Source organism: Achromobacter sp. 18P8.1.1, assembly GCF_057799415.1.
This window is the reverse complement of the sequence record NZ_JBYOKH010000013.1, coordinates 112,329-130,707: the sequence shown is the minus strand read 5'-3', so window position 1 is coordinate 130,707 and position 18,379 is coordinate 112,329. Positions and strand designations below refer to the sequence as shown.

Sequence of the window (18,379 nt, the reverse complement as noted above, 5' to 3'; positions counted from 1 at the left end):
CCTGGCCTCGGCCTGGTCCGGTCCGCAAGGCCGGCGCACCGCGCGCGTCAATCTGCTGGCCCAGCGGCTGACGCACCGGGTACCGGACACGGGCCGCGCCGCCGACCGCCTGGCCGGCGCCGTGCGCCAACTGGGCCAGGCGCATGCCCGCCTGCTGGTCCAGAACCGCAATCGGGTGGCGGCGGCCACCGCGCAACTGCGCGCACTGGATCCCGGCAACACCCTGGCGCGGGGATACGCGATTGCCCGCGACGGCGAAGGCCGCATCGTGCGCGATGCGGGCACCTTGTCTGCCGGGCAGGCGCTGGATCTGAGCTTCGCGCAAGGCGGCGCCGAGGTCCAGGTGCAGCAGACCCGCAAGACACGCGACGCCGACTGATACGATTCGGCCTGTCGAGCGCAGCGCTCGCGACGCGAACAAGGGCAGGGCGATGTTGCATAACAGTGGCTTGGGTTGGGTGGCCGGTGTGCTGGCCGCAGCGGCGATATCGCTGGGACAGGCGGCCATGGCGCAAGCGGGCCCGGCCGCGCCGCAAGCGCAACAACGCGCCTGCGATTGCGATTCGCCCTACCGCGAATACAAGCCGACCGATACGCCGCAGACCAAAGCCCTGTTCGACGCCGTCAGCCGCAGCGACGAAGCCGCTTTCGCGGCCGCGTTGCGGCAGGTCGACCACCCTGGCGACTACGCGGTCGATGGCGTGCCCTTGCTGCATGCGCTGCTGACGCCGCCGCGTGCGCTGCGGGCCAAAGACGTCTACTGGAGCATCACGCCAGAGGACGCGGCCCGCATCCGCGAGGCCTATCGGGCGGTGCTGCCGGCCCGCACCCGCATGTTGGCTGCGCTGCTGGCCACTGCGCCCGCGCTGGACGACGTGACCTACCAATCGCGCCGGCCGCCCTTGCATCTGGCGATCTTGTACGGCACGCCCGACATCATGGATATGCTGTTGGCGGCGGGCGCCAAACCGGATCAGCGTGGCGATGAAAACCGCAAACCCCTGGAATTCCTGCTGAACCGCGATTTCGAATTCGCGGTGCGCATGACTTATCTACCGCGCCTGGTCAACCGCCGGGACATGACGCGCATGGTGCTGGCGTTGTTCAAGGCCGGAGCAAGCCGGCCGTTCACGGATTTCGACGAACCGGCGGATGAATCCGTCCGACGCCTGTTTACCGACGAGCAAGGCCGGCTGCGGCCTGCCGCGGATTTCATGGCATGGGAACCGATGGTCGAAATGACCGAAGGCGCCGAGCCTTTGCGCGCGCTGGCCGCCACGGGCAGCAAACCGGCCGTGGAAGACGGCCTGACGGTATTGGCGCTGGCCGCCTACCTGGGCAACGCGGACGCCGTGCCGGTGTTGATGGAACTGGGGCCTCGTACGGTGCCGGCTACCGGCTATGGGGAAAGCGGCGAACGTGACGTGTGGCTGGACGCCGCGCAGGCTGCGGTCGAGAGCGGGCATCCCGCCATCGCCGCGCAGTTGTTGCGGGCCGGCATGCCGTTTGCGCAGCGGGGTCCGCAGACGGGAGGCGGAAACCTGATCTTCGCGAAAGTCGAAGCGTCCGCGCGGCCCATCATGAATCTTGCCGCCGCCAAGGGCGATATCGATACGTTGCAGCGCCTGCTGGCGCTGGGTGCGGCCGTGGAAGGCGATGCAGCCGAACCCTACGGCGACACGCCTTTGGCCGACGCGGTGCGAGCGCGCCATGCGCAGGCCGTCACGCGCCTGCTGGCGGCCGGCGCCAATCCGGGTTTGGTGCGCGAGGGCTATGACCGGCAATCCGCGCTCGAGGCTGCGGTGCAGACGGGCGATGCGGCGATCCTGCGTGAGTTGCTCGCCGCCATGCCAGCCGGCACCTTGGGCGCGGCACTGCGCGATCCGCAGCGTTCGCCGATGGCGCGGCTGATGCGTGAGCCCGGCCCGCAAGGCGCCGCGATGCTGCGATTGTTCATCGATGCGGGTTTTGACGTGAAGACGTTGGGCGCAGGCGCGATCCGGCAGGCGCTGGAAAATCGCGACGCCGCGCTGGCGTTGATGCTGATCGATGCCGGCGTGCCCGTGAACCCGACAGCGCCGGGTCCCGTCGAGGCGGCCGCGCGCGACGGCGACCGTGTGGACGATCGCGCCGCCACGCCGCCGCTGTTGATTGCGGTGACGACGGGCCAAGCTGCCGTCGTCGATGCGCTACTGGCCAAAGGGGCGGATCCCGCCGCCGTGTTGCCCGATGGCGAAAGCGCGTTGTACTGGTTGATTGGCCGGCAAGACACGGCGATGCTGGATCGCCTGCTGCGCGCCGGAGCGAAGCTGGACGATCCGCGCCTGCCCGAAGCGCCCGCGCCGTATGCGTTGCTGAATGCGGCTGTGGCCTCGGGCGATATGGCGCTGGTGCAGCGGGTCAGCCAGGCCAATGGCCAGGCGCTGGCGCGTGCGTGCTTGCCGGAGGGCGGTGAATTCAATCTGATCGACAAGCCGGGATACTTCGCGCAACTGCAGGCCGCAGGCTTTACCGGCCAGGAAGATCGCTGCGCGAGCGAGGCCGGGCCCTTGCCGGAACGGGTGCTGTCGTTGCTGCTGCAAAGCCGGCATTGGGTGGTGGCGCGACGGGATACGGCGGTGCAGGTCTTGACGCAACTGCGGGCTTCGGGCGCGGATCTGGATGCGCCGTTGAGCAGGGGCGACACGCCGCTGAACCTGGCGATCGAACGTGGCCGCACGGATCTGACCGACGCGCTGCTGGCCGCCGGCGCCAGCCCCGATGCGCCCGATGCTTCCGGCCGCAGCCCGGCTTGGGTCGCGCTGGAAACCGGTCAGCCCGCCATGCTGTCCTTGCTGGCGCGTTATCGCGCGAGTTTCGATGCGGCTTCAGCGCCTGAGGGCCAATCGTTCCAGAACACGCTGACGTGCCAGTCCTCGCCGGAATTCAAGCGTGTCCTGCAAGCGGCGGACGTGGCGCTGGCCACGACGTGCGCATCGTCAGCGTCGCCCAAGCGGTCCACCGCCAAGGCGGGCAGCAAATCCGCGAATGCGTCAGGACTGCCGGGCCATTACTACCTGCGCGGCTTGCGCGAAGTCGGCAGCGAACTCTTGCTGTCGGCGGACGGCAGCTTTGATTACCTGTTGAGCTACGGCGCGGTCGATGTCATGGCGCGTGGCGCATGGCGCAGCGATGGCAAGCACGTGTTCCTGGACACGCCGCCGATCCAGCCGTACTCGGCCATCGCCGACGTGCGCGCCGATGCGCGGCCCGCCGAGGCCGGACAGTTGACGGTGCGCGTGTACCATCACGATCGCCCCGTGAAGCTGGATGTGGCGATGTCGTCCGCGGACGCGGACTTTGGCGGGGAACCCAAGCAATCGGAAGGCGCAGATGGCGTCAGCGCGCCGATCGCGCCGGGTGCCTTGAAGGCCTTGGCCGTGTTCGTGCCGCTGCCTTCCGGGGCGCGCTGGCATGAAGTCGACCTCAGCAAGATCGACGCCGACGCGCGAGCAATCCGCATCGATGTCGAGGCGCCTGAGGCCGCTGCCGGCACGCCCTTGCACAAGACGCTGACGCTGCAGAAAGACGGCGCGCTGGTCGAGTCTGGCGACGGCCGCGAACTGCGATACGAGAAAGAGTAGCGTTTACAAAAACGGTCGCGGAAAAGTCATAAGCACATGTGTCCGTTAACCCCGCGCAAGCACGGGTTTAACAAGGTATCCTCATTAGTTGCCGATACAATTGACCGGCTTGATCGTGCACTCAACAGAAGGAACCAACACATGGCACATACTCTTCCCCCCCTGCCTTACGAACTGGACGCGCTGGCTCCGCACATCTCCAAGGAAACGCTGGAGTTCCACTACGGTAAGCATCACCAGACGTACGTCACGAACCTGAACAACCTGATCCCGGGTACGGAATTCGAAACGCTGTCGCTGGAAGACATCGTGAAGAAATCCTCGGGTGGCATTTTCAACAACGCCGCTCAGATCTGGAACCACACGTTCTACTGGAACAGCCTGGCCCCCAAGGCCGGCGGCGCACCGTCGGGCAAGCTGGCTGACGCCATCAACGCCAAGTGGGGCAGCTTCGATGCTTTCAAGGAAGCATTCAACAAGTCGGCAGCCGGCAACTTCGGTTCGGGCTGGACCTGGCTGGTCAAGAAGGCTGACGGTTCGGTCGACATCGTCAACACCAGCAACGCCGCCACCCCGCTGACCACGGCCGACAAGCCGCTGCTTACCTGTGATGTCTGGGAACACGCGTACTACATCGACTACCGCAACGCGCGTCCCAAGTACCTGGAAAACTTCTGGGCGCTGGTGAACTGGGAGTTCGCCGCCAAGAACTTTGCCTGATAGGCAAGGTCGCCAGATCCCGCGGCGCAAGCGCCGCGGCGCATGAAGAAACCCCTCGCATCGCCGAGGGGTTTTTCTTTTTTTCGTTCAGAAAGAATTCAGCTTACAAAACCCTGTCGATTGTCGAATTCATTGTGGGGAAATGACAAGAAAACACCCTTTTCTTTAGGGTTATCCCTAGAAACCCAGGCCGCTATTGTTGCCACCAGTCTGCGGCTGAACCACGGCGCCGATGACCGCGGCTTGCCCGCCATAAACCGGGGTAACTACAGGGAAGGGAAGCATGTTGCGGTTATTTTCGGGCTTGCGCATTGGGGCGCGCCTGTCGGGCGCGTTTTTGCTTGTCGCCGTGATCGGCGGCGCGATCGGGGCCTTTGGCGTGTGGGGGCTGTCACGCATCAATGAATTGAACGACCGGCTTTACGACACCGAGCTGCGGGGCATCTCGGATATGAAGGAAGCCAATATCAACCTGATCTACGCGGGACGCGCCCGTAGCGGCTATCTGGCCGCGTCCAGCGACCAGGACCGCCAGGCGTTGAAGAAGCAGTTCGACGACGCCGTCAAGAACATGGACGCGCTGCGTGAGAAGGCCGCCGCCAATTTCCATGCGGAAGAGGGCAAGCGCCTGCTGGCCCAGTTCGCGGAAACCGAACAGGTCTGGAAGCGCGAGTCGGCGGCGTTCTTTGCCGCCGCGCAGTCGCAGTCGCTGACCCAGGCGGACCCGCGTGTGGCGGAAATCGAGAAGCGCGTGATCGTGTCGTCGCAGAAGCTGGACGACCTGATGACCGATCTGTCGGTGAGCAAGGAGAAGGTCGCCGCGCAATCCGTGCAGGAAGGCACGGACCTGTATGACACGGTGCGCGCGGTCATGATCGCGCTGGCCGTGGCCGGCGTGGCCATCGGCATGCTGCTGGGCTGGCTCGTCACGCGCGGCATCGTGCGCCCGCTGGAACAGGCGGTCAAGGCGGCACGCCAAGTCGCCGCCGGTGATTTGACGACCGACATCCAGGTAGCCACCCGCGACGAGACGGGCGACCTGATGGGGGCGCTCAAGGCCATGAACGAAAGCCTGGCGCGCATCGTCGCGGACGTGCGGGACGGATGCGAGAGCATCGCCTCGGCGTCCTCGCAGATTGCGCAAGGCAACTCCGACCTGTCGCAGCGTACGGAAGAGCAGGCCTCGTCGCTGGAAGAGACCGCCGCGTCGATGGAAGAGCTGACCAGCACCGTGCAGCAAAACGCCAACAACGCCAGTGAGGCGGACCGCCTGGTCAGCCAGGCCTCCACGGTGGCGGTGCGCGGCGGCGAAGTGGTCGAAGGCGTGGTGCAGACCATGAGCGCCATTTCCGACAGTTCGCGCCGCATCGCCGATATCACAGGCGTGATCGACGGCATTGCGTTCCAGACCAACATCCTGGCGCTCAACGCCGCCGTGGAAGCGGCGCGCGCGGGCGAGCAAGGCCGCGGCTTTGCCGTGGTGGCAGGCGAAGTGCGCACGCTGGCGCAGCGTTCGGCCGTGGCGGCCAAGGAGATCAAGGCCTTGATCGACGAATCCGTCACACGCGTCGAAGGTGGCACGCGTCAGGTCGACGAAGCCGGCCGCACCATGCGCGAAGTGGTCGACAGCGTGCGCCAGGTCGCCGTCCTGGTGCGTGAAATCGCCAGCGCGTCGGAAGAGCAGTCCTCGGGCATCGGCCAGGTGAACCAGGCCGTGGCGCAGATGGACACCGTGACGCAGCAGAACGCGGCGCTGGTGGAAGAGGCCGCGGCGGCCGCCGCCAGCATGCAGGAGCAGGCCTCCCGCCTGGCGCAGGAAGTGCGCCGCTTCAAGGTGGACGCCAGCAGCAGTTCGGCCCGCCAGGCGCAAGCCCGGCTGGTGCAGGCGGTGCCGGCCGTGGCGAAAAAGCCCGCGGCATCCACGGCGCGTGCGGGTCAGGCTCGTCCGGCGTTGGCGCACGCATCCGACGACGACTGGTCGACGTTCTAAGTCCGTTGGCCCGACCGGCGGCGAGGGTTTCGCCGCCGGTTGCAGGTCCGGATTGTGGGCTGCGGATCAGGTGGGAATGGTAAGGTTAGCCACCTTTCGCCGCCTGCCAGCAGCCCATGAGCCTGACTGACTCGTTTCGCCGGATTTCCGCCGGCACCCGCCGCCTGATGCGCCGCAAAGTGCGTCAGATCAACCGCTTGTCGCGCAAGAGCCTGCAAATGCTCTTGTTGCTGGGCGGCGCGGGCCTGGTGGCCCTGATGTCGCTGGGCTTTGCCTATCTGGCCGACAAGGCGCTGGACTGGAACCGCGAATGGGTCGGCCATAACGGCTGGCTCGCCTTGCTGGTGCTGCCGTTCAGTTTGGCCGGCCTGCGCTGGCTGACGCTGCGCTTTGCGCCCAACGCCTCGGGCAGCGGCATTCCCCAAGTGATCGGCGCGCTGTCCTTGCCGCCCGGCCCCAGCCAGAGCAGCCTGGTGTCGCTGGCGCAGACCCTTTGGAAGATTCCGCTGGCTTTCTTCGGCATGCTGGCCGGCGCATCGATCGGCCGGGAAGGGCCGTCGGTGCAGGTGGGCGCCGCGCTGATGCTGGCCTGGGGCGACTTCTGGAAGCGGCGCGGCGTGCAGTTGCGCGGCTTCCATGCCAACGAGCTGATCGCCGCTGGCGCCGCAGGCGGGCTTGCCGCTGCCTTCAACGCGCCGCTTGCCGGCGTCATTTTCGCCATCGAGGAACTGGGCCGGGGCACCGTGCTGCGTTGGCAGCGCCTGGTGCTGATTGGCGTGTTGGCCGCCGGCTTCCTGGTGGTGGCGGTGCAGGGCAACAACCCGTACTTCGGCGTATTCGGCGGCGCGCCGCTGGCGCACGGCATGGTGATGTGGATCATCGTCTGCGGCACGATCAACGGCGCGCTGGGCGGAATCTTCGCGCGCTTGCTGGGCAAGGGCGCGGCGGGCTCCGCGCCAGCGGCCTGGCGCGCCTGGATACGGGCGCACCCGATCTGGACGGCCTTCATCATGGGCCTGATCCTGGCCGTGATCGGCCTCTGCACCGCCGGCTCGGTCTACGGCACGGGTTACGGCGTGGCGGCTGACCTGCTGTCGGGCCATGATACGGCGCCCGCCGGCTTCGGCCTGGCCAAGCTGGCGGCTACCGTGGCCTCGTACTGGGCGGGCATCCCCGGCGGGATCTTCACGCCGGCCCTGACGACCGGCGCCGGGATCGGCCAGCACATCTGGGAGTTGGCGGGCGACGGCGTGGACCAGCGCGTGCTGGTGCTGGTGTCGATGGCCGCCTTCCTGGCCGCCGCCACCCAGGCGCCGCTGACGGCCAGCGTGGTGGTCATGGAAATGACCGGTAGCCAGCCCATGCTGTTCTGGCTGCTGGTGGGGTCGCTGCTGGCCTCGGGCGTGTCACGCCAGTTCTGCCCGCAACCCTTCTATCATCTGGCGGCGGGGCGCTTCCGCCGGCAGGCGATCCTGGAGGCCGGGCGCGCGGCGAAGACTGAGACGGAAGCCGGCCCGACAGGGGCCAAATCCTCTGCGCCTTGACTGCGATGCACGCAAACCGTGCGTGCGCGGCGCACTATCAGGGTGAACACCTACTGGACATTGTCCGTGTGGCGGACATGATCACCTTGCACCAACTTGGCGCGAAATGCGCTGCGTTAACATCGGGCGATCCCGTTTTTCCCACTTCACTCCGAGCTTCTCATGACCGTGAATGCCTTTATTTGTGATGCGATCCGCACCCCCTTCGGCCGCTACGGCGGTGCGCTGGCGCCCGTGCGCCCTGACGATCTGGCTGCCGTCGCCATCAAGGCGCTGGTGGCGCGCAACCCCGGCGTGCGCTGGGAAGAGCTGGATGACGCGATCATGGGTTGCGCGAACCAGGCCGGCGAAGACAACCGCAACGTCGCCCGCATGGCGACCCTGCTTGCCGGCCTGCCGATCGAAGTGCCCGGCGCCACCGTCAACCGCCTGTGCGGTTCGGGCCTGGACGCCATCGGCACCGCTGCCCGCGCCATCCGCGCCGGCGAAGCCGGCCTGATGCTGGCTGGCGGCGTGGAAAGCATGAGCCGCGCGCCGTTCGTCATGGGCAAGGCCGACAGCGCGTTCTCGCGCAATGCCGCCATTTTTGACACGACCATCGGCTGGCGCTTCATCAACAAGCTGATGAAGGCGCAATACGGCGTGGACTCGATGCCCGAGACCGCCGAAAACGTCGCCGACGATTTCAAGATCAGCCGCGAAGACCAGGACTTGTTCGCGCTGGCCAGCCAGCAGAAGACGGCCCGTGCGCAAAAGGAAGGCGTGTTCGACGCTGAAATCGTGCCGGTGTCGATCGCCCAGAAAAAGGGCGATGCCATCATCGTCGCCAAGGACGAACACCCGCGTGAAACCAGCCTGGAATCGCTGGCCAAGCTGAAAGGCGTGGTCCGTGAAGGCGGCACCGTCACGGCGGGCAACGCGTCCGGCGTGAACGACGGCGCCGCCGCGCTGCTGCTGGCCGACGAAAAGGCCGCTGCCCGCCACGGCCTGACCCCGCGCGCTCGCGTGGTCGGCATGGCCACCGCCGGCGTCGCGCCGCGCATCATGGGCATCGGCCCGGCCCCCGCCACGCTGAAGGTGCTGGCCCAGACCGGCCTGACGCTGGACCAGATGGACGTGATCGAACTGAACGAAGCCTTCGCCGCCCAGGGTCTGGCCGTGCTGCGCCAGTTGGGCATCGCCGACAATGATCCGCGCGTGAACCCCAACGGCGGCGCGATCGCCCTGGGTCATCCGCTGGGCGCCAGCGGCGCACGTCTGGCCACCACCGCGATCAACCAGCTGCACCGTACCGGTGGCCGCTATGCGCTGTGCACGATGTGCATCGGCGTGGGCCAGGGCATTGCGCTGATCATCGAGCGCGTCTGACGCGCAAAGTGTTGTTTTTTCCCGCCGTTTTTCCAGGGCGGGAATGACAAGGGAGCCCCGCGGGGCTCCCTTGTTGCATCCGGAAGGGGTGTTGCCGCCCCGGGGACCCGCCCCTCAGGGCAGGCCGTCGATTTTCCGCCCCGCCTTGATGCCGTGCTGGTCAAACCAGCCTTGGGCCATTTCCAGGGCGTAGCGGACGGGCTTTTTGGCGCAGTGGGGGTCTTCAGTCTGCGGGGCCATGTCGTCGATGTTGACGATCGTGCCGTCGTCGGCGATAAAGGCTATCGAGAGCGGCAGCAGCGTGTTGCGCATCCAGAAGCACTGTACGTCGGGCTGTTCGAATACGAATAGCATGCCGTCGTTGCCGGGAAGTTCCTTGCGGAACATGAGCCCGTCGCGGCGCGTGGCATCCGTATTGGCGACTTCTGCGCGGATAATATGGATACCCGCCGAAAGTTGAGTGGTCGGCAGCGTCGGCTGCGGGCCGGTCTGGGCGTAGGCGCTGGCGCTCAAAGTGAGCGCGGCGGCGGCCAGTGCGGCGGATAACGCTCTCAGCGGTGCTGATTTAAAGAACGCTGTCTTAAACAACGTGCGACTGACAGGGAACAACACAGCATTCTTCAGCATGGCCTGGCGTAGTAATAGTGAAAATAACAAGGCGGGGCTCGAAAGCCCCGCCTGAATTAATGGCGCAACCTTACCGTTGCACTTTAAGGGTAACTCAGGCAGCCGTGATATTAAGTGCCTGTTTGCCTTTGGGCCCCTGGATAATTTCGAAGGCCACTTTCTGGCCTTCTTTCAGGGTTTTAAAACCATTCATCTGGATGGACGAAAAGTGGGCGAACAGATCTTCACCGCCGTCGTCGGGCGTAATGAAGCCGAACCCCTTTGCATCGTTGAACCATTTGACGGTGCCCGTCGATTTGGGATTGTCCCCTTGGACGGCGGTTGCGGTCGTATCAGACATGCGGACTGCCTCATTGAATCGTATGTTGACAGAAGGGCATCGCGGTCAAGACCCCTGTCCCCCCTCCGGCTTCCTGGCAGATTTTCGATGAGTTGAAAACCCCAGAATGCGCTGATAATGCGCCGCTTTTCTTCGTGTCGTCAAGTATGGAAACTACGTATTTCTGCGTGTAATTTTGCGTAAGTTACACGTTAGGCGTCCCCAGTTTAAATAGAATAGCCGCCCTATGAGTTCTACCTTGGATACCCAGCATGATTTGGCCGTCGAGAAGGCACCGGCACGCGCCGCGCCGCCTCCGATGTACCAGGTCCTGTTGTTGAATGACGACTACACGCCGATGGAGTTCGTCGTGAAAGTCCTGCAAAAATTCTTCAATAAGAACCACGAAGAGGCGACGCGGATCATGCTTCAGGTGCATCACGAAGGGCGTGGGGTTTGCGGGGTGTATCCCCGTGACCTCGCGGCGACGCGCATTGCCCAGGTCGGGCAGTATGCGCGGGCGCGCCAGCACCCGCTGCAGTGTGTGATGGAACCGGTCTAATAACCAAGAGAAGACGCCGCCAGCGATGGCGGCGTTGTGCTGTCCGTCATTTGCAGGAAAGTAGTATCCGCGTACCGGGAAGCACGCGGACAAGTTGGTCGGCAGCTCCGCCGCAAAGGAGCATTGAATTTGAGTAAGGCGGAGGGGTTTGCCGTGAGTGGAAAGATCAGCAAGACATGGCTGGCGGTAGCCGGCGTTGTGGTTTTGGCAGGGGCCATCGGCGCGGGCTGGTGGATGGGCAAGGACCGCCAAGCGGCCACGCCTTCCCCCGTACCCGCCGCAACCTCTCCGGCGGCGAATACGCCCGCTGCGGCTTCCGGCGACGGCAAACCGGCGCTGCCGGCCAGCGCGGTGGTCGGGGCGGCAGACCCCTTCGCGGCGCTGACCTGCCAGCCGCGTCAATATAACGACACGCTGTCGCTCTCCGTCACGTTCACGCAACCCGTGGACGGCAAGGCAAACCTGGATAGCTTCCTCCAGGTGACCGACATCGGTTCCACGTCCGGCAAGGACGACCAGGACAGCGAATCCGCCGCGTCCCCGAACGACCAGCCGGCTTCTGTGAAGCCGGGCGACGCCGCGCCCAAGGGCAAGATCGTCAAGGGCAACTGGGTCGTGGGCGAGAACCCGCGGATGGTGTATTTCCCGTACATCCAGCCGCAGCGCAAGTATGCGATCACGGTGCGTTCGGGTCTGCCCGGCGTGGGCGACAAGGTCGTGCTGGCCGAATCGTCGAACTGCGAGGTCGATACCCAGGCCATGCCGCCGTCGTTCTACTTCGCCAGCCGCGGCGTCGTGCTGCCGGCCGGCCAGAATGGCGGCCTGCCCGTGGCGACGGTCAATGTGTCCGAAGTGGACGTGCAGTTCCTGCGCGTGGCCCCGGACCGTGTGCCGGAGCTGTTCGAAACCGTTCTGGGCATCGGCCGCAACACGGCTGCCGAGTCCAACGATGAAGAAGGCGGCTACGACGAAGAAGACGGCTGGCGCTATTCGGACAACCGCAGCCTGAAGGGCTCGGTCAGCAACTGGGACCTGGACCGCCTGAATTCGCTGACGACCAGCGTCTATCAAGGCCGTTTCCTCACTGACGACAAGCCCAACCGCCGCCATGTGACGTTCCTGCCGGTTGAAGGCGTGAAGGAACTGCAAGAGCCCGGCATCTACATCGCGGTCATGAGTCAGCCCGGCCGTTTCCGCTACGAATACCAGGTCACGTATTTCTACGTGAGCGACATCGGCCTGCATGCGCGCCGCTACAGCGACCGCATCGAAGCCTATTCCGTGTCGTTGAAGACCGGCCAGGCCATTTCGGGCGCCACGTTTGAATTGGTGGACGGCGCCGGCAAGTCGCTGGCCAAGGCCGCCGCCGATTCGCAGGGCCATGTCCGTTTCGAAGGCAGCTTCACCAATGCGCGCGTCATCCGCGCGTCGCGCGACAAGGAAATGACCGTTCTGGCGCTGGCCGAGCCCGCACTGGATCTGTCGGAATTCGACACGGGCGGCCATACCTCGCGCCCGAACAACCTGTTCGTCTACGCGGGCCGCAATCTGTACCGCCCCGGCGAAACGTTCAACGTGTCGGTGCTGCCGCGCGACCTGGACGGCCGCGTGCTGACCCCGGCGCCGCTCACCGCCACGATCAAGCGCCCTGACGGCCGCGTGGTGCAGACCACCTTGTGGCAGCCCAAGAAAGATCTGGTGGGTTACGTCGAACGTTCGATCGAGCTGCCGCTGGATGCGCAGACCGGTTCGTGGCTGCTGGAGCTGCGGGTGGATCCCGCCTCGCGCGCGCCGGACGCGTCGTGGAAGTTCCAGGTCGAGGAATTCCTGCCCGAGCGCATGAAGATGGCGCTGACCTCTGAACAGGAAGTGCTGTCGGTCGGCGACGACCTGACCGTCGACGTGCAGGGCGACTACCTGTATGGGGCGCCGGCCGCCGGCAATCGGCTGCTGTCGACCTTCCAGGTCAAGCGCGACCGCTTTGCGTTGGCCCAGCAATGGCCGGGCTTCATTTTCGGTGACGTGGCTGACGATTCGCGCCGCTCGTTCGGCGAACTGCCGGAAGCGGCGCTGGACGACAAGGGCTATGCGCAGCTGGAAGTGCCCTCCAGTACCGCCGGCACGCATTCGCCCATGAAGCTGCGGGTATCGGCCAGTCTGCTGGAATCCGGCGGCCGTCCGGTAGTGCGTTCCATCGAACGCAGCGTCTGGCCCGCCGACAAGCTGATCGGCGTGCGTCCGCAATTCGACAGTGACGTGGCCCGCGAAGGCGCGCCCGCCACGTTTGAAGTGATCCGCGCAAACGCCCAAGGCAAGCTCGAACCGCTGGCCCAGGCCCAGATGCGCCTGTTCCGCGAAGAGCGGCAGTACTACTGGCGTTTCGATGACCAGCGCGGCTGGAACAGCGGCTATACCGAAACCGACGAACTGCTCGATTCGCGCGAGATCGCGCTGACCGACCGCACCCAACTGACCGTGCCGGTCAAGTGGGGCCGCTATCGCCTGGAACTGACCGACCCGGAAACGGGCGAGACGATGCGCTACCGCTTCTATGCGGGCTGGAACGCGCAGGACGCCGATGCGATGGGCAACCGTCCGGACCGCGTCCAGATGAAGCTTGAAGGCGTGCCGGCCAAGCCGGGTGACACCGTCAAGGTGACGCTGACCCCGCCGCATGACGGTCAGGCCCTGGTGACGGTCGAAGGCGACCGCATGCTGTGGTCCACCTGGGTTGCCGTGAAGGCGACGGGCACCCAAGTCGAAATCCCCATCAGCAAGGACTGGAAGCGTCACGACCTGTACGTGGCTGCCGCCGTGTTCCGCCCGGGCAGCGAAGGCGACCGCGTTACCCCGGCGCGTGCGCTGGGCCTGGCGTTCCTGCCGATCGCCAGCGCCGACCGCAAGCTGGACGTCAAGCTGACCGCGCCGCCCAAGGCCGTGCCGGAAAACAAGACGACCGTGCGCGTCAAGGTGGACGGCGCCCAGGGCAAGCAGGCCACGGTGACCCTGTCGGCCGTGGACGTCGGGATCCTGAACATCAACCAATACGCTACGCCCGACCCGCTGGACTTCTTCTTCGGCAAGCACCGTTACGCGCCCGAATTGCTGGACATGTACGGCAAGCTGATCGAAAAGATGGACGGCACCAAGGGCAAGCTGAAGTGGGGCGGTGACGCCGCCATGCGCGGCGACAGCAAGAGCCTGCCGAAGAAGGTCAAGCTGGTCGACCTGTTCTCGGGCCCGGTGACGCTGAACGCGCAGGGCGAAGCGGACATTCCGCTGGACCTGCCTGATTTCAACGGCACGCTGCGCCTGATGGCCGTGGCCTTCACCGCCGACAACTACGGCAGCACCGACACCGAAATGGTGGTGGCGGCGCCGATCGTGGCTGAACTGAACACCCCGCGTTTCATCACCCCGGGCGACCAGGCGGCGATTGCGCTGGACGTGACCAACCTGAGCGGCGCTGAACAGAAGATCACGGTCAAGCTGGAAGCGCTGGACCCCCTGGCGATTCCGGATGGCGTGCGCACGTTGACGCTGAAGGACAAGCAACGCACGACCCTGCGCTTTAATGCCACCACCACCGGCTCGTATGGCCTGGGCCTGATGCGCCTGACCGTCGACGGCCAGGGTGCCGGCAAGCCCGTGCACATCGTGCGCGAATCCGTGTTGCAGGTGCAGCCGGCCTATGCGGGCGAACGCCAGGTGCGCCGCCTGCGCCTGAACCCGGGCGAGTCGAATACGCCGCAGGCGTCGTGGGTGTCTTCGTACTATCCGGATTCGGCCTTGATCAGCATGACGGTGTCGAACCGTCCGCCGTTCAACGTCAACCGCCTGGTCGAAGGCCTGCTTGCCTATCCGTACGGTTGCACCGAGCAGACCATCAGCCGCGCCTTGCCGTGGGTGCTGATCGACGAAGACGTCGCCAAGCAGTTCGGCCTGAAGCCGCGCTCGCAGACGGAGCGCGCCACCCAGGTGTCGGGCGCGATTGCCCGCCTGTCCGGCATGCGCAACGCCGTGGGTTCCTACAACCTGTGGAGCGGTTCGACGTCCCGCGACGTCTGGCTGACGGCTTATGCCGTGGGCTTCCTGCAAGATGCGCGCGACAAGGGCTTCGAAGTGCCGGAAGCCACGCTGGACCGTTCGCGCCAGTGGCTGCTGGAGCAAGTGCAGCAGACGTCGAACAGCTTCGGCACCTGGTCCGTGAACCTGCGCCGCAACGTCGAGGCAGGCCGCATCGACGGCAATGACGCCAATATCCTGCGTGAAGACCATCGCCGTTTCGCCGGCCTGGCGACTGCAGTGCTGGCGTTGGCCCGCGACAAGAAGGCGCCGTTGTCGACGGTCCGCCAACTGTTCGACAACTACCAGGAACGCGCGCGCTCGCCGCTGCCGCTGATCCAGCTGGCTGCCGCATTCAAGCTGATGGGCGACGAAGGGCGCATGAAGTCCGCGCTGGACGCCGCCATGACGCGCGAGTACGGGTTCCCGCGCCGCAACTACAACGCCTATTACGACGAATGGCTGGGCGACTACGGCAGCAGCGTGCGTGATTACTCGCTGGCGTATGCGCTGGCCAACCAGTACGGCTTGAAGCACGAGCGCCTGGAAAACCTGCTGACGCAGTTGACCGCCCGCCTGGGCAACCGCTCGTACCTGTCGACGCAGGAACGGATGTCGCTGTTGCTGGCCGCGCGTGCGATTGGCGGCGACAAGGGCACTCCGTGGGAAGCCTCGCTGACGGTCAACGGCGCGCACAAGCCGCTGGATGGCGGCAAGAGCGACCAGACGGTGGCGCTGTCGGCCGCGGATCTGGCCAATACGCAACTGGTCAACACCGGTTCGCAATCGCTGTTTGTCGAGTACGACATCCAGGGCAGCCCGACGGTTGCGCCCAAGCCGCGCAATGACGTGATTCAGTTGAAGCGCGGCTGGTACCGTCCGGACGGCAAGCCGTGGGATGGCGGCACGCTGCAGACCGGCGACATGCTGGTGGTGTGGCTGCAGGCATCGGCCAACCAGAGCATCCCCGATGCCCTGATCGAGGACCGCGTGCCCGCGGGCTTCGAAGTCGAGAACCTGAACCTGTCGCAAAGCCCCGAGATGCAGGAATGGACGATTGGCGGACGCCGCGTGGCCGAAGCCATGTCCGATTCCAACATCAAGCATCGCGAGTTCCGCGACGACCGTTACGTGGCCGCCGTGTCTCTCGGCCGCGGCAAGGTGGACGTGTTCTATCTGGTGCGCGTCGTGACGCCGGGCCGCTTCGCGGTGCCGTCGACGGTGGCCGAGGATATGTACCGTCCGGAAATCCGTGGCGTGGGTGAGCAGTGGAGCACGGTCGACATCCGCGATCGCGGCGCCAAGCGTCCTTGACCGCCGCCGCCACCCCCGCGACGGGCGCCCAGCGCGCTCGTCGCTGGCGGCGGCGCGGCATCATCGCGGCCAGCGTGTTGTTTGCGCTGGCCGCGTTGTTATTCGTGCTGGACCGCCTGTATCCGCTTCCCGCCATCGACTCCGGCGGGGCGGCGGTTGTCGTCGCCGCCGACGGCACGCCGCTGCGCAACTACCCCAGCCGCGATGGCATCTGGCGTTATCCGGTCAAGCCGGATCAGGTGTCGCCCAGCTATCTGGATACCTTGCTGACCTATGAGGACCGCTGGTTCTACTGGCACCCCGGGGTGAATCCGGTCGCGCTGGCGCGCGCGGGCTGGCAATGGGCCACCAACCGGCGCATCGTGTCGGGCGGGTCCACGTTGACCATGCAGGTCGCACGCCTGATCGATCCGCAACTGGCGGGCAAGCCGTCGCGGTCGATGTCCGCGAAATTGCGGCAGGCATGGCGCGCCGTGCAGTTGGAAATGCACTACAGCAAGGACGAAATCCTCTCCTTGTATCTGACGCATGCGCCGATGGGCGGCATTGTGGAAGGCGTGGAAATGGGGTCGCGCCTGTGGTTGGGCAAGCCTGCCCGCGACCTGAGCCCGGCCGAAGCCGCCATGCTGACCGCCTTGCCCCAGGCGCCGTCGCGCCTGCGCCCAGACCGCCATCCCGAGGCGGCGCAGACGGCCCGCGACAAGGTGCTGGACCGCATGGCCGAATTGGGCAGGTGGACGCCGGCGGAAGTCGCCGACGCCAAGATCGAAACCGTGATTGCGCCGCCGTTGCGGGCGCGCTGGCTGGCGCCGCTGGCCGCCCAGCGCCTGTTGCAGGAAGCGGGCGGCAAGTCCGCCAAGCGCCGACCGGGCGAGCGTCCGCCGCTGGTTGCTTCCACGCTGGACGCGGACATGCAGGCCGCGGTGGAACGCATGTTGCTGGACCGCGTCGACGGCCTGCCGCCCAAGGTGTCGATGGCGGTGCTGGTCATGGACAACGATACGCTTGAGGTCAAGGCCTACGCCGGATCCGCCGATTTTTCCGACGATACCCGTTACGCCCATGTGGATATGGTGCGCGGCGTGCGTTCGCCGGGTTCTACTCTGAAGCCGTTTTTGTATGCGCAGGCGCTGGATGAAGGCCTGATCCATTCCGAAAGCCTGCTGATCGACGCGCCGATGTCGTTCGGCGGCTACGCGCCGGGTAATTTCCAGGCGGCGTTTTCCGGGCCGATCAGCGTGTCGCAGGCGCTGCAGCGGTCGTTGAACGTGCCGGCCGTGGACCTGCTGGACCGCGTCGGCCCCGTCAGTTTCGCCTCGGTTATGCTGGCTGGCGGGGTCCGGTTACGTTTGCCCGCCGGTGCCGAACCGAATTTGAGCTTGATTTTGGGCGGGGGTGGCACCACATTGGAAGAACTGGTCGGCGCTTATCGGGCGTTGGCCCGGGGCGGGATCTCCGGCCGGCCGCGTTTGCGCGCGGAGCAGCCGCGGATCGAGTCCCGTATGATGAGTGCTGGAGCCGCCTGGATCGTCCGCGATATTCTGGAAGGCGGCGGGCATCCCGACCGGCCTTTCTACCAGTCGGGCAGCCCGGCCCGGCGGCTGGCCTGGAAAACCGGGACCAGCTTCGGCTTTCGGGACGCCTGGGCGATCGGGGTGACCGACAGGTGGACGCTTGGCGTCTGGGTCGGCCGGCCGGATGGGACGCCGAACCCCGGATTTTTCGGGGCGAATGTGGCGGCACCGCTACTGCAGGACATTGTGCAGGCGTTGCCGGAAGGGGTGCAGCAGGTGCGTAGCCGGCCCGAAACGGTGCAGGCGGCAGTTACGTGCTGGCCCTTGGGTTACAGACTGGGCAGCGTGCCCTCGGGGGAATGCCCCGAACAGCGCGCGGCCTGGCTGCTGAATGATACGGCGCCGCCGTCTTTTGCCGGCTACGCCGACGCCACGCAGGGGCCATTGCGCCTGGGTGGCGTGGCCAAGGGATCGGTGCTGCGGCCCGTGCCCGGAAGTCGGCAGGTGGCGCTGGATGTGGATGTGCAGGGCGCTGAAGGCGAAGTATGGTGGATGCTTGATGGGCGCGTGGTGAATCACGGCGCGTCGAGTCATCCGTTTAAATTGGTGCTGGCGCAAGACGGCCGGTATACGCTTACCGTCATGGACACACAAGGCCGTCACGACAGCGTGGTTTTTGAAATCGCTGGCGTTACGCCATGATCGGCATAGAATATGAATCGTGTATTTGACC

11 protein-coding genes are annotated in these 18,379 nt (G+C 65.8%); 9 read left to right on the top strand and 2 right to left on the bottom strand.

Annotated elements, in window-relative coordinates; translation table 11 throughout:
* The 6 genes from AC27VE_RS11285 to pcaF form a co-directional block, all read left to right on the top strand.
* Positions 1 to 379 (top strand): exodeoxyribonuclease VII large subunit (locus tag AC27VE_RS11285; protein WP_488703873.1); only part of this gene is annotated, 379 nt, incomplete at its 5' end.
* 52 nt (positions 380 to 431) lie between these two features.
* A complete protein-coding gene (locus tag AC27VE_RS11280; RefSeq protein ID WP_488703872.1) occupies positions 432 to 3,623 on the top strand; it encodes an ankyrin repeat domain-containing protein in 3,192 nt (1,063 codons plus the stop codon).
* Positions 3,624 to 3,764: 141 nt separating this feature from the next.
* Positions 3,765 to 4,343, top strand: a complete 579-nt coding sequence (gene sodB, locus AC27VE_RS11275) for a superoxide dismutase [Fe] (RefSeq protein WP_006227881.1) — start codon at positions 3,765 to 3,767, stop codon at positions 4,341 to 4,343.
* 283 nt (positions 4,344 to 4,626) lie between these two features.
* A complete protein-coding gene (locus tag AC27VE_RS11270; protein WP_427958400.1) occupies positions 4,627 to 6,333 on the top strand; it encodes a methyl-accepting chemotaxis protein in 1,707 nt (568 codons plus the stop codon).
* 116 nt (positions 6,334 to 6,449) lie between these two features.
* The gene (locus tag AC27VE_RS11265; RefSeq protein WP_488703871.1) at positions 6,450 to 7,877 is read left to right on the top strand and encodes a chloride channel protein; all 1,428 of its coding nucleotides are present in this window, start codon (positions 6,450 to 6,452) and stop codon (positions 7,875 to 7,877) included.
* A gap of 162 nt (positions 7,878 to 8,039) precedes the next feature.
* Positions 8,040 to 9,245: a 3-oxoadipyl-CoA thiolase gene (gene pcaF / locus AC27VE_RS11260; RefSeq protein ID WP_088590008.1), complete on the top strand. Its 1,206-nt coding sequence runs from the start codon at positions 8,040 to 8,042 to the stop codon at positions 9,243 to 9,245.
* A gap of 114 nt (positions 9,246 to 9,359) precedes the next feature.
* Here the strand turns inward: pcaF and AC27VE_RS11255 are convergent, their stop codons facing one another.
* Positions 9,360 to 9,872: a DUF192 domain-containing protein gene (locus AC27VE_RS11255; protein ID WP_488703870.1), complete on the bottom strand. Its 513-nt coding sequence runs from the start codon at positions 9,870 to 9,872 to the stop codon at positions 9,360 to 9,362.
* 94 nt (positions 9,873 to 9,966) lie between these two features.
* On the bottom strand, positions 9,967 to 10,212 hold the full coding sequence (locus tag AC27VE_RS11250; RefSeq protein WP_006220277.1) for a cold-shock protein: 246 nt from the start codon (positions 10,210 to 10,212) through the stop codon (positions 9,967 to 9,969).
* Positions 10,213 to 10,438: 226 nt separating this feature from the next.
* Between AC27VE_RS11250 and clpS the strand changes: the two genes are divergently transcribed.
* The 3 genes from clpS (at position 10,439) to pbpC (ending at position 18,348) form a co-directional block, all read left to right on the top strand.
* On the top strand, positions 10,439 to 10,753 hold the full coding sequence (gene clpS / locus AC27VE_RS11245) for an ATP-dependent Clp protease adapter ClpS (RefSeq protein ID WP_006220276.1): 315 nt from the start codon (positions 10,439 to 10,441) through the stop codon (positions 10,751 to 10,753).
* A 153-nt stretch (positions 10,754 to 10,906) separates the two neighbouring features.
* Positions 10,907 to 16,132, top strand: a complete 5,226-nt coding sequence (locus AC27VE_RS11240) for an alpha-2-macroglobulin family protein (protein WP_488703869.1) — start codon at positions 10,907 to 10,909, stop codon at positions 16,130 to 16,132.
* A complete protein-coding gene (pbpC, locus tag AC27VE_RS11235) occupies positions 16,129 to 18,348 on the top strand; it encodes a penicillin-binding protein 1C (RefSeq protein WP_390882136.1) in 2,220 nt (739 codons plus the stop codon). The genes AC27VE_RS11240 and pbpC overlap by 4 nt, the downstream gene beginning before the upstream one ends.
* The last annotated feature ends 31 nt before the right edge of the window (positions 18,349 to 18,379 follow it).

What these genes read in the sequence shown, in the direction of transcription:
- AC27VE_RS11265 (WP_488703871.1), top strand. Translation starts at nt 6,450, where the DNA reads ATGAGCCTGACTGACTCGTTTCGCCGGATTTCCGCCGGCACCCGCCGC.
- AC27VE_RS11250 (WP_006220277.1), bottom strand. Translation starts at nt 10,212, where the DNA reads ATGTCTGATACGACCGCAACCGCCGTCCAAGGGGACAATCCCAAATCG.
- clpS (WP_006220276.1), top strand. Translation starts at nt 10,439, where the DNA reads ATGAGTTCTACCTTGGATACCCAGCATGATTTGGCCGTCGAGAAGGCA.
- AC27VE_RS11255 (WP_488703870.1), bottom strand. Translation starts at nt 9,872, where the DNA reads ATGCTGAAGAATGCTGTGTTGTTCCCTGTCAGTCGCACGTTGTTTAAG.
- AC27VE_RS11270 (WP_427958400.1), top strand. Translation starts at nt 4,627, where the DNA reads ATGTTGCGGTTATTTTCGGGCTTGCGCATTGGGGCGCGCCTGTCGGGC.
- pcaF (WP_088590008.1), top strand. Translation starts at nt 8,040, where the DNA reads ATGACCGTGAATGCCTTTATTTGTGATGCGATCCGCACCCCCTTCGGC.
- sodB (WP_006227881.1), top strand. Translation starts at nt 3,765, where the DNA reads ATGGCACATACTCTTCCCCCCCTGCCTTACGAACTGGACGCGCTGGCT.
- AC27VE_RS11280 (WP_488703872.1), top strand. Translation starts at nt 432, where the DNA reads ATGTTGCATAACAGTGGCTTGGGTTGGGTGGCCGGTGTGCTGGCCGCA.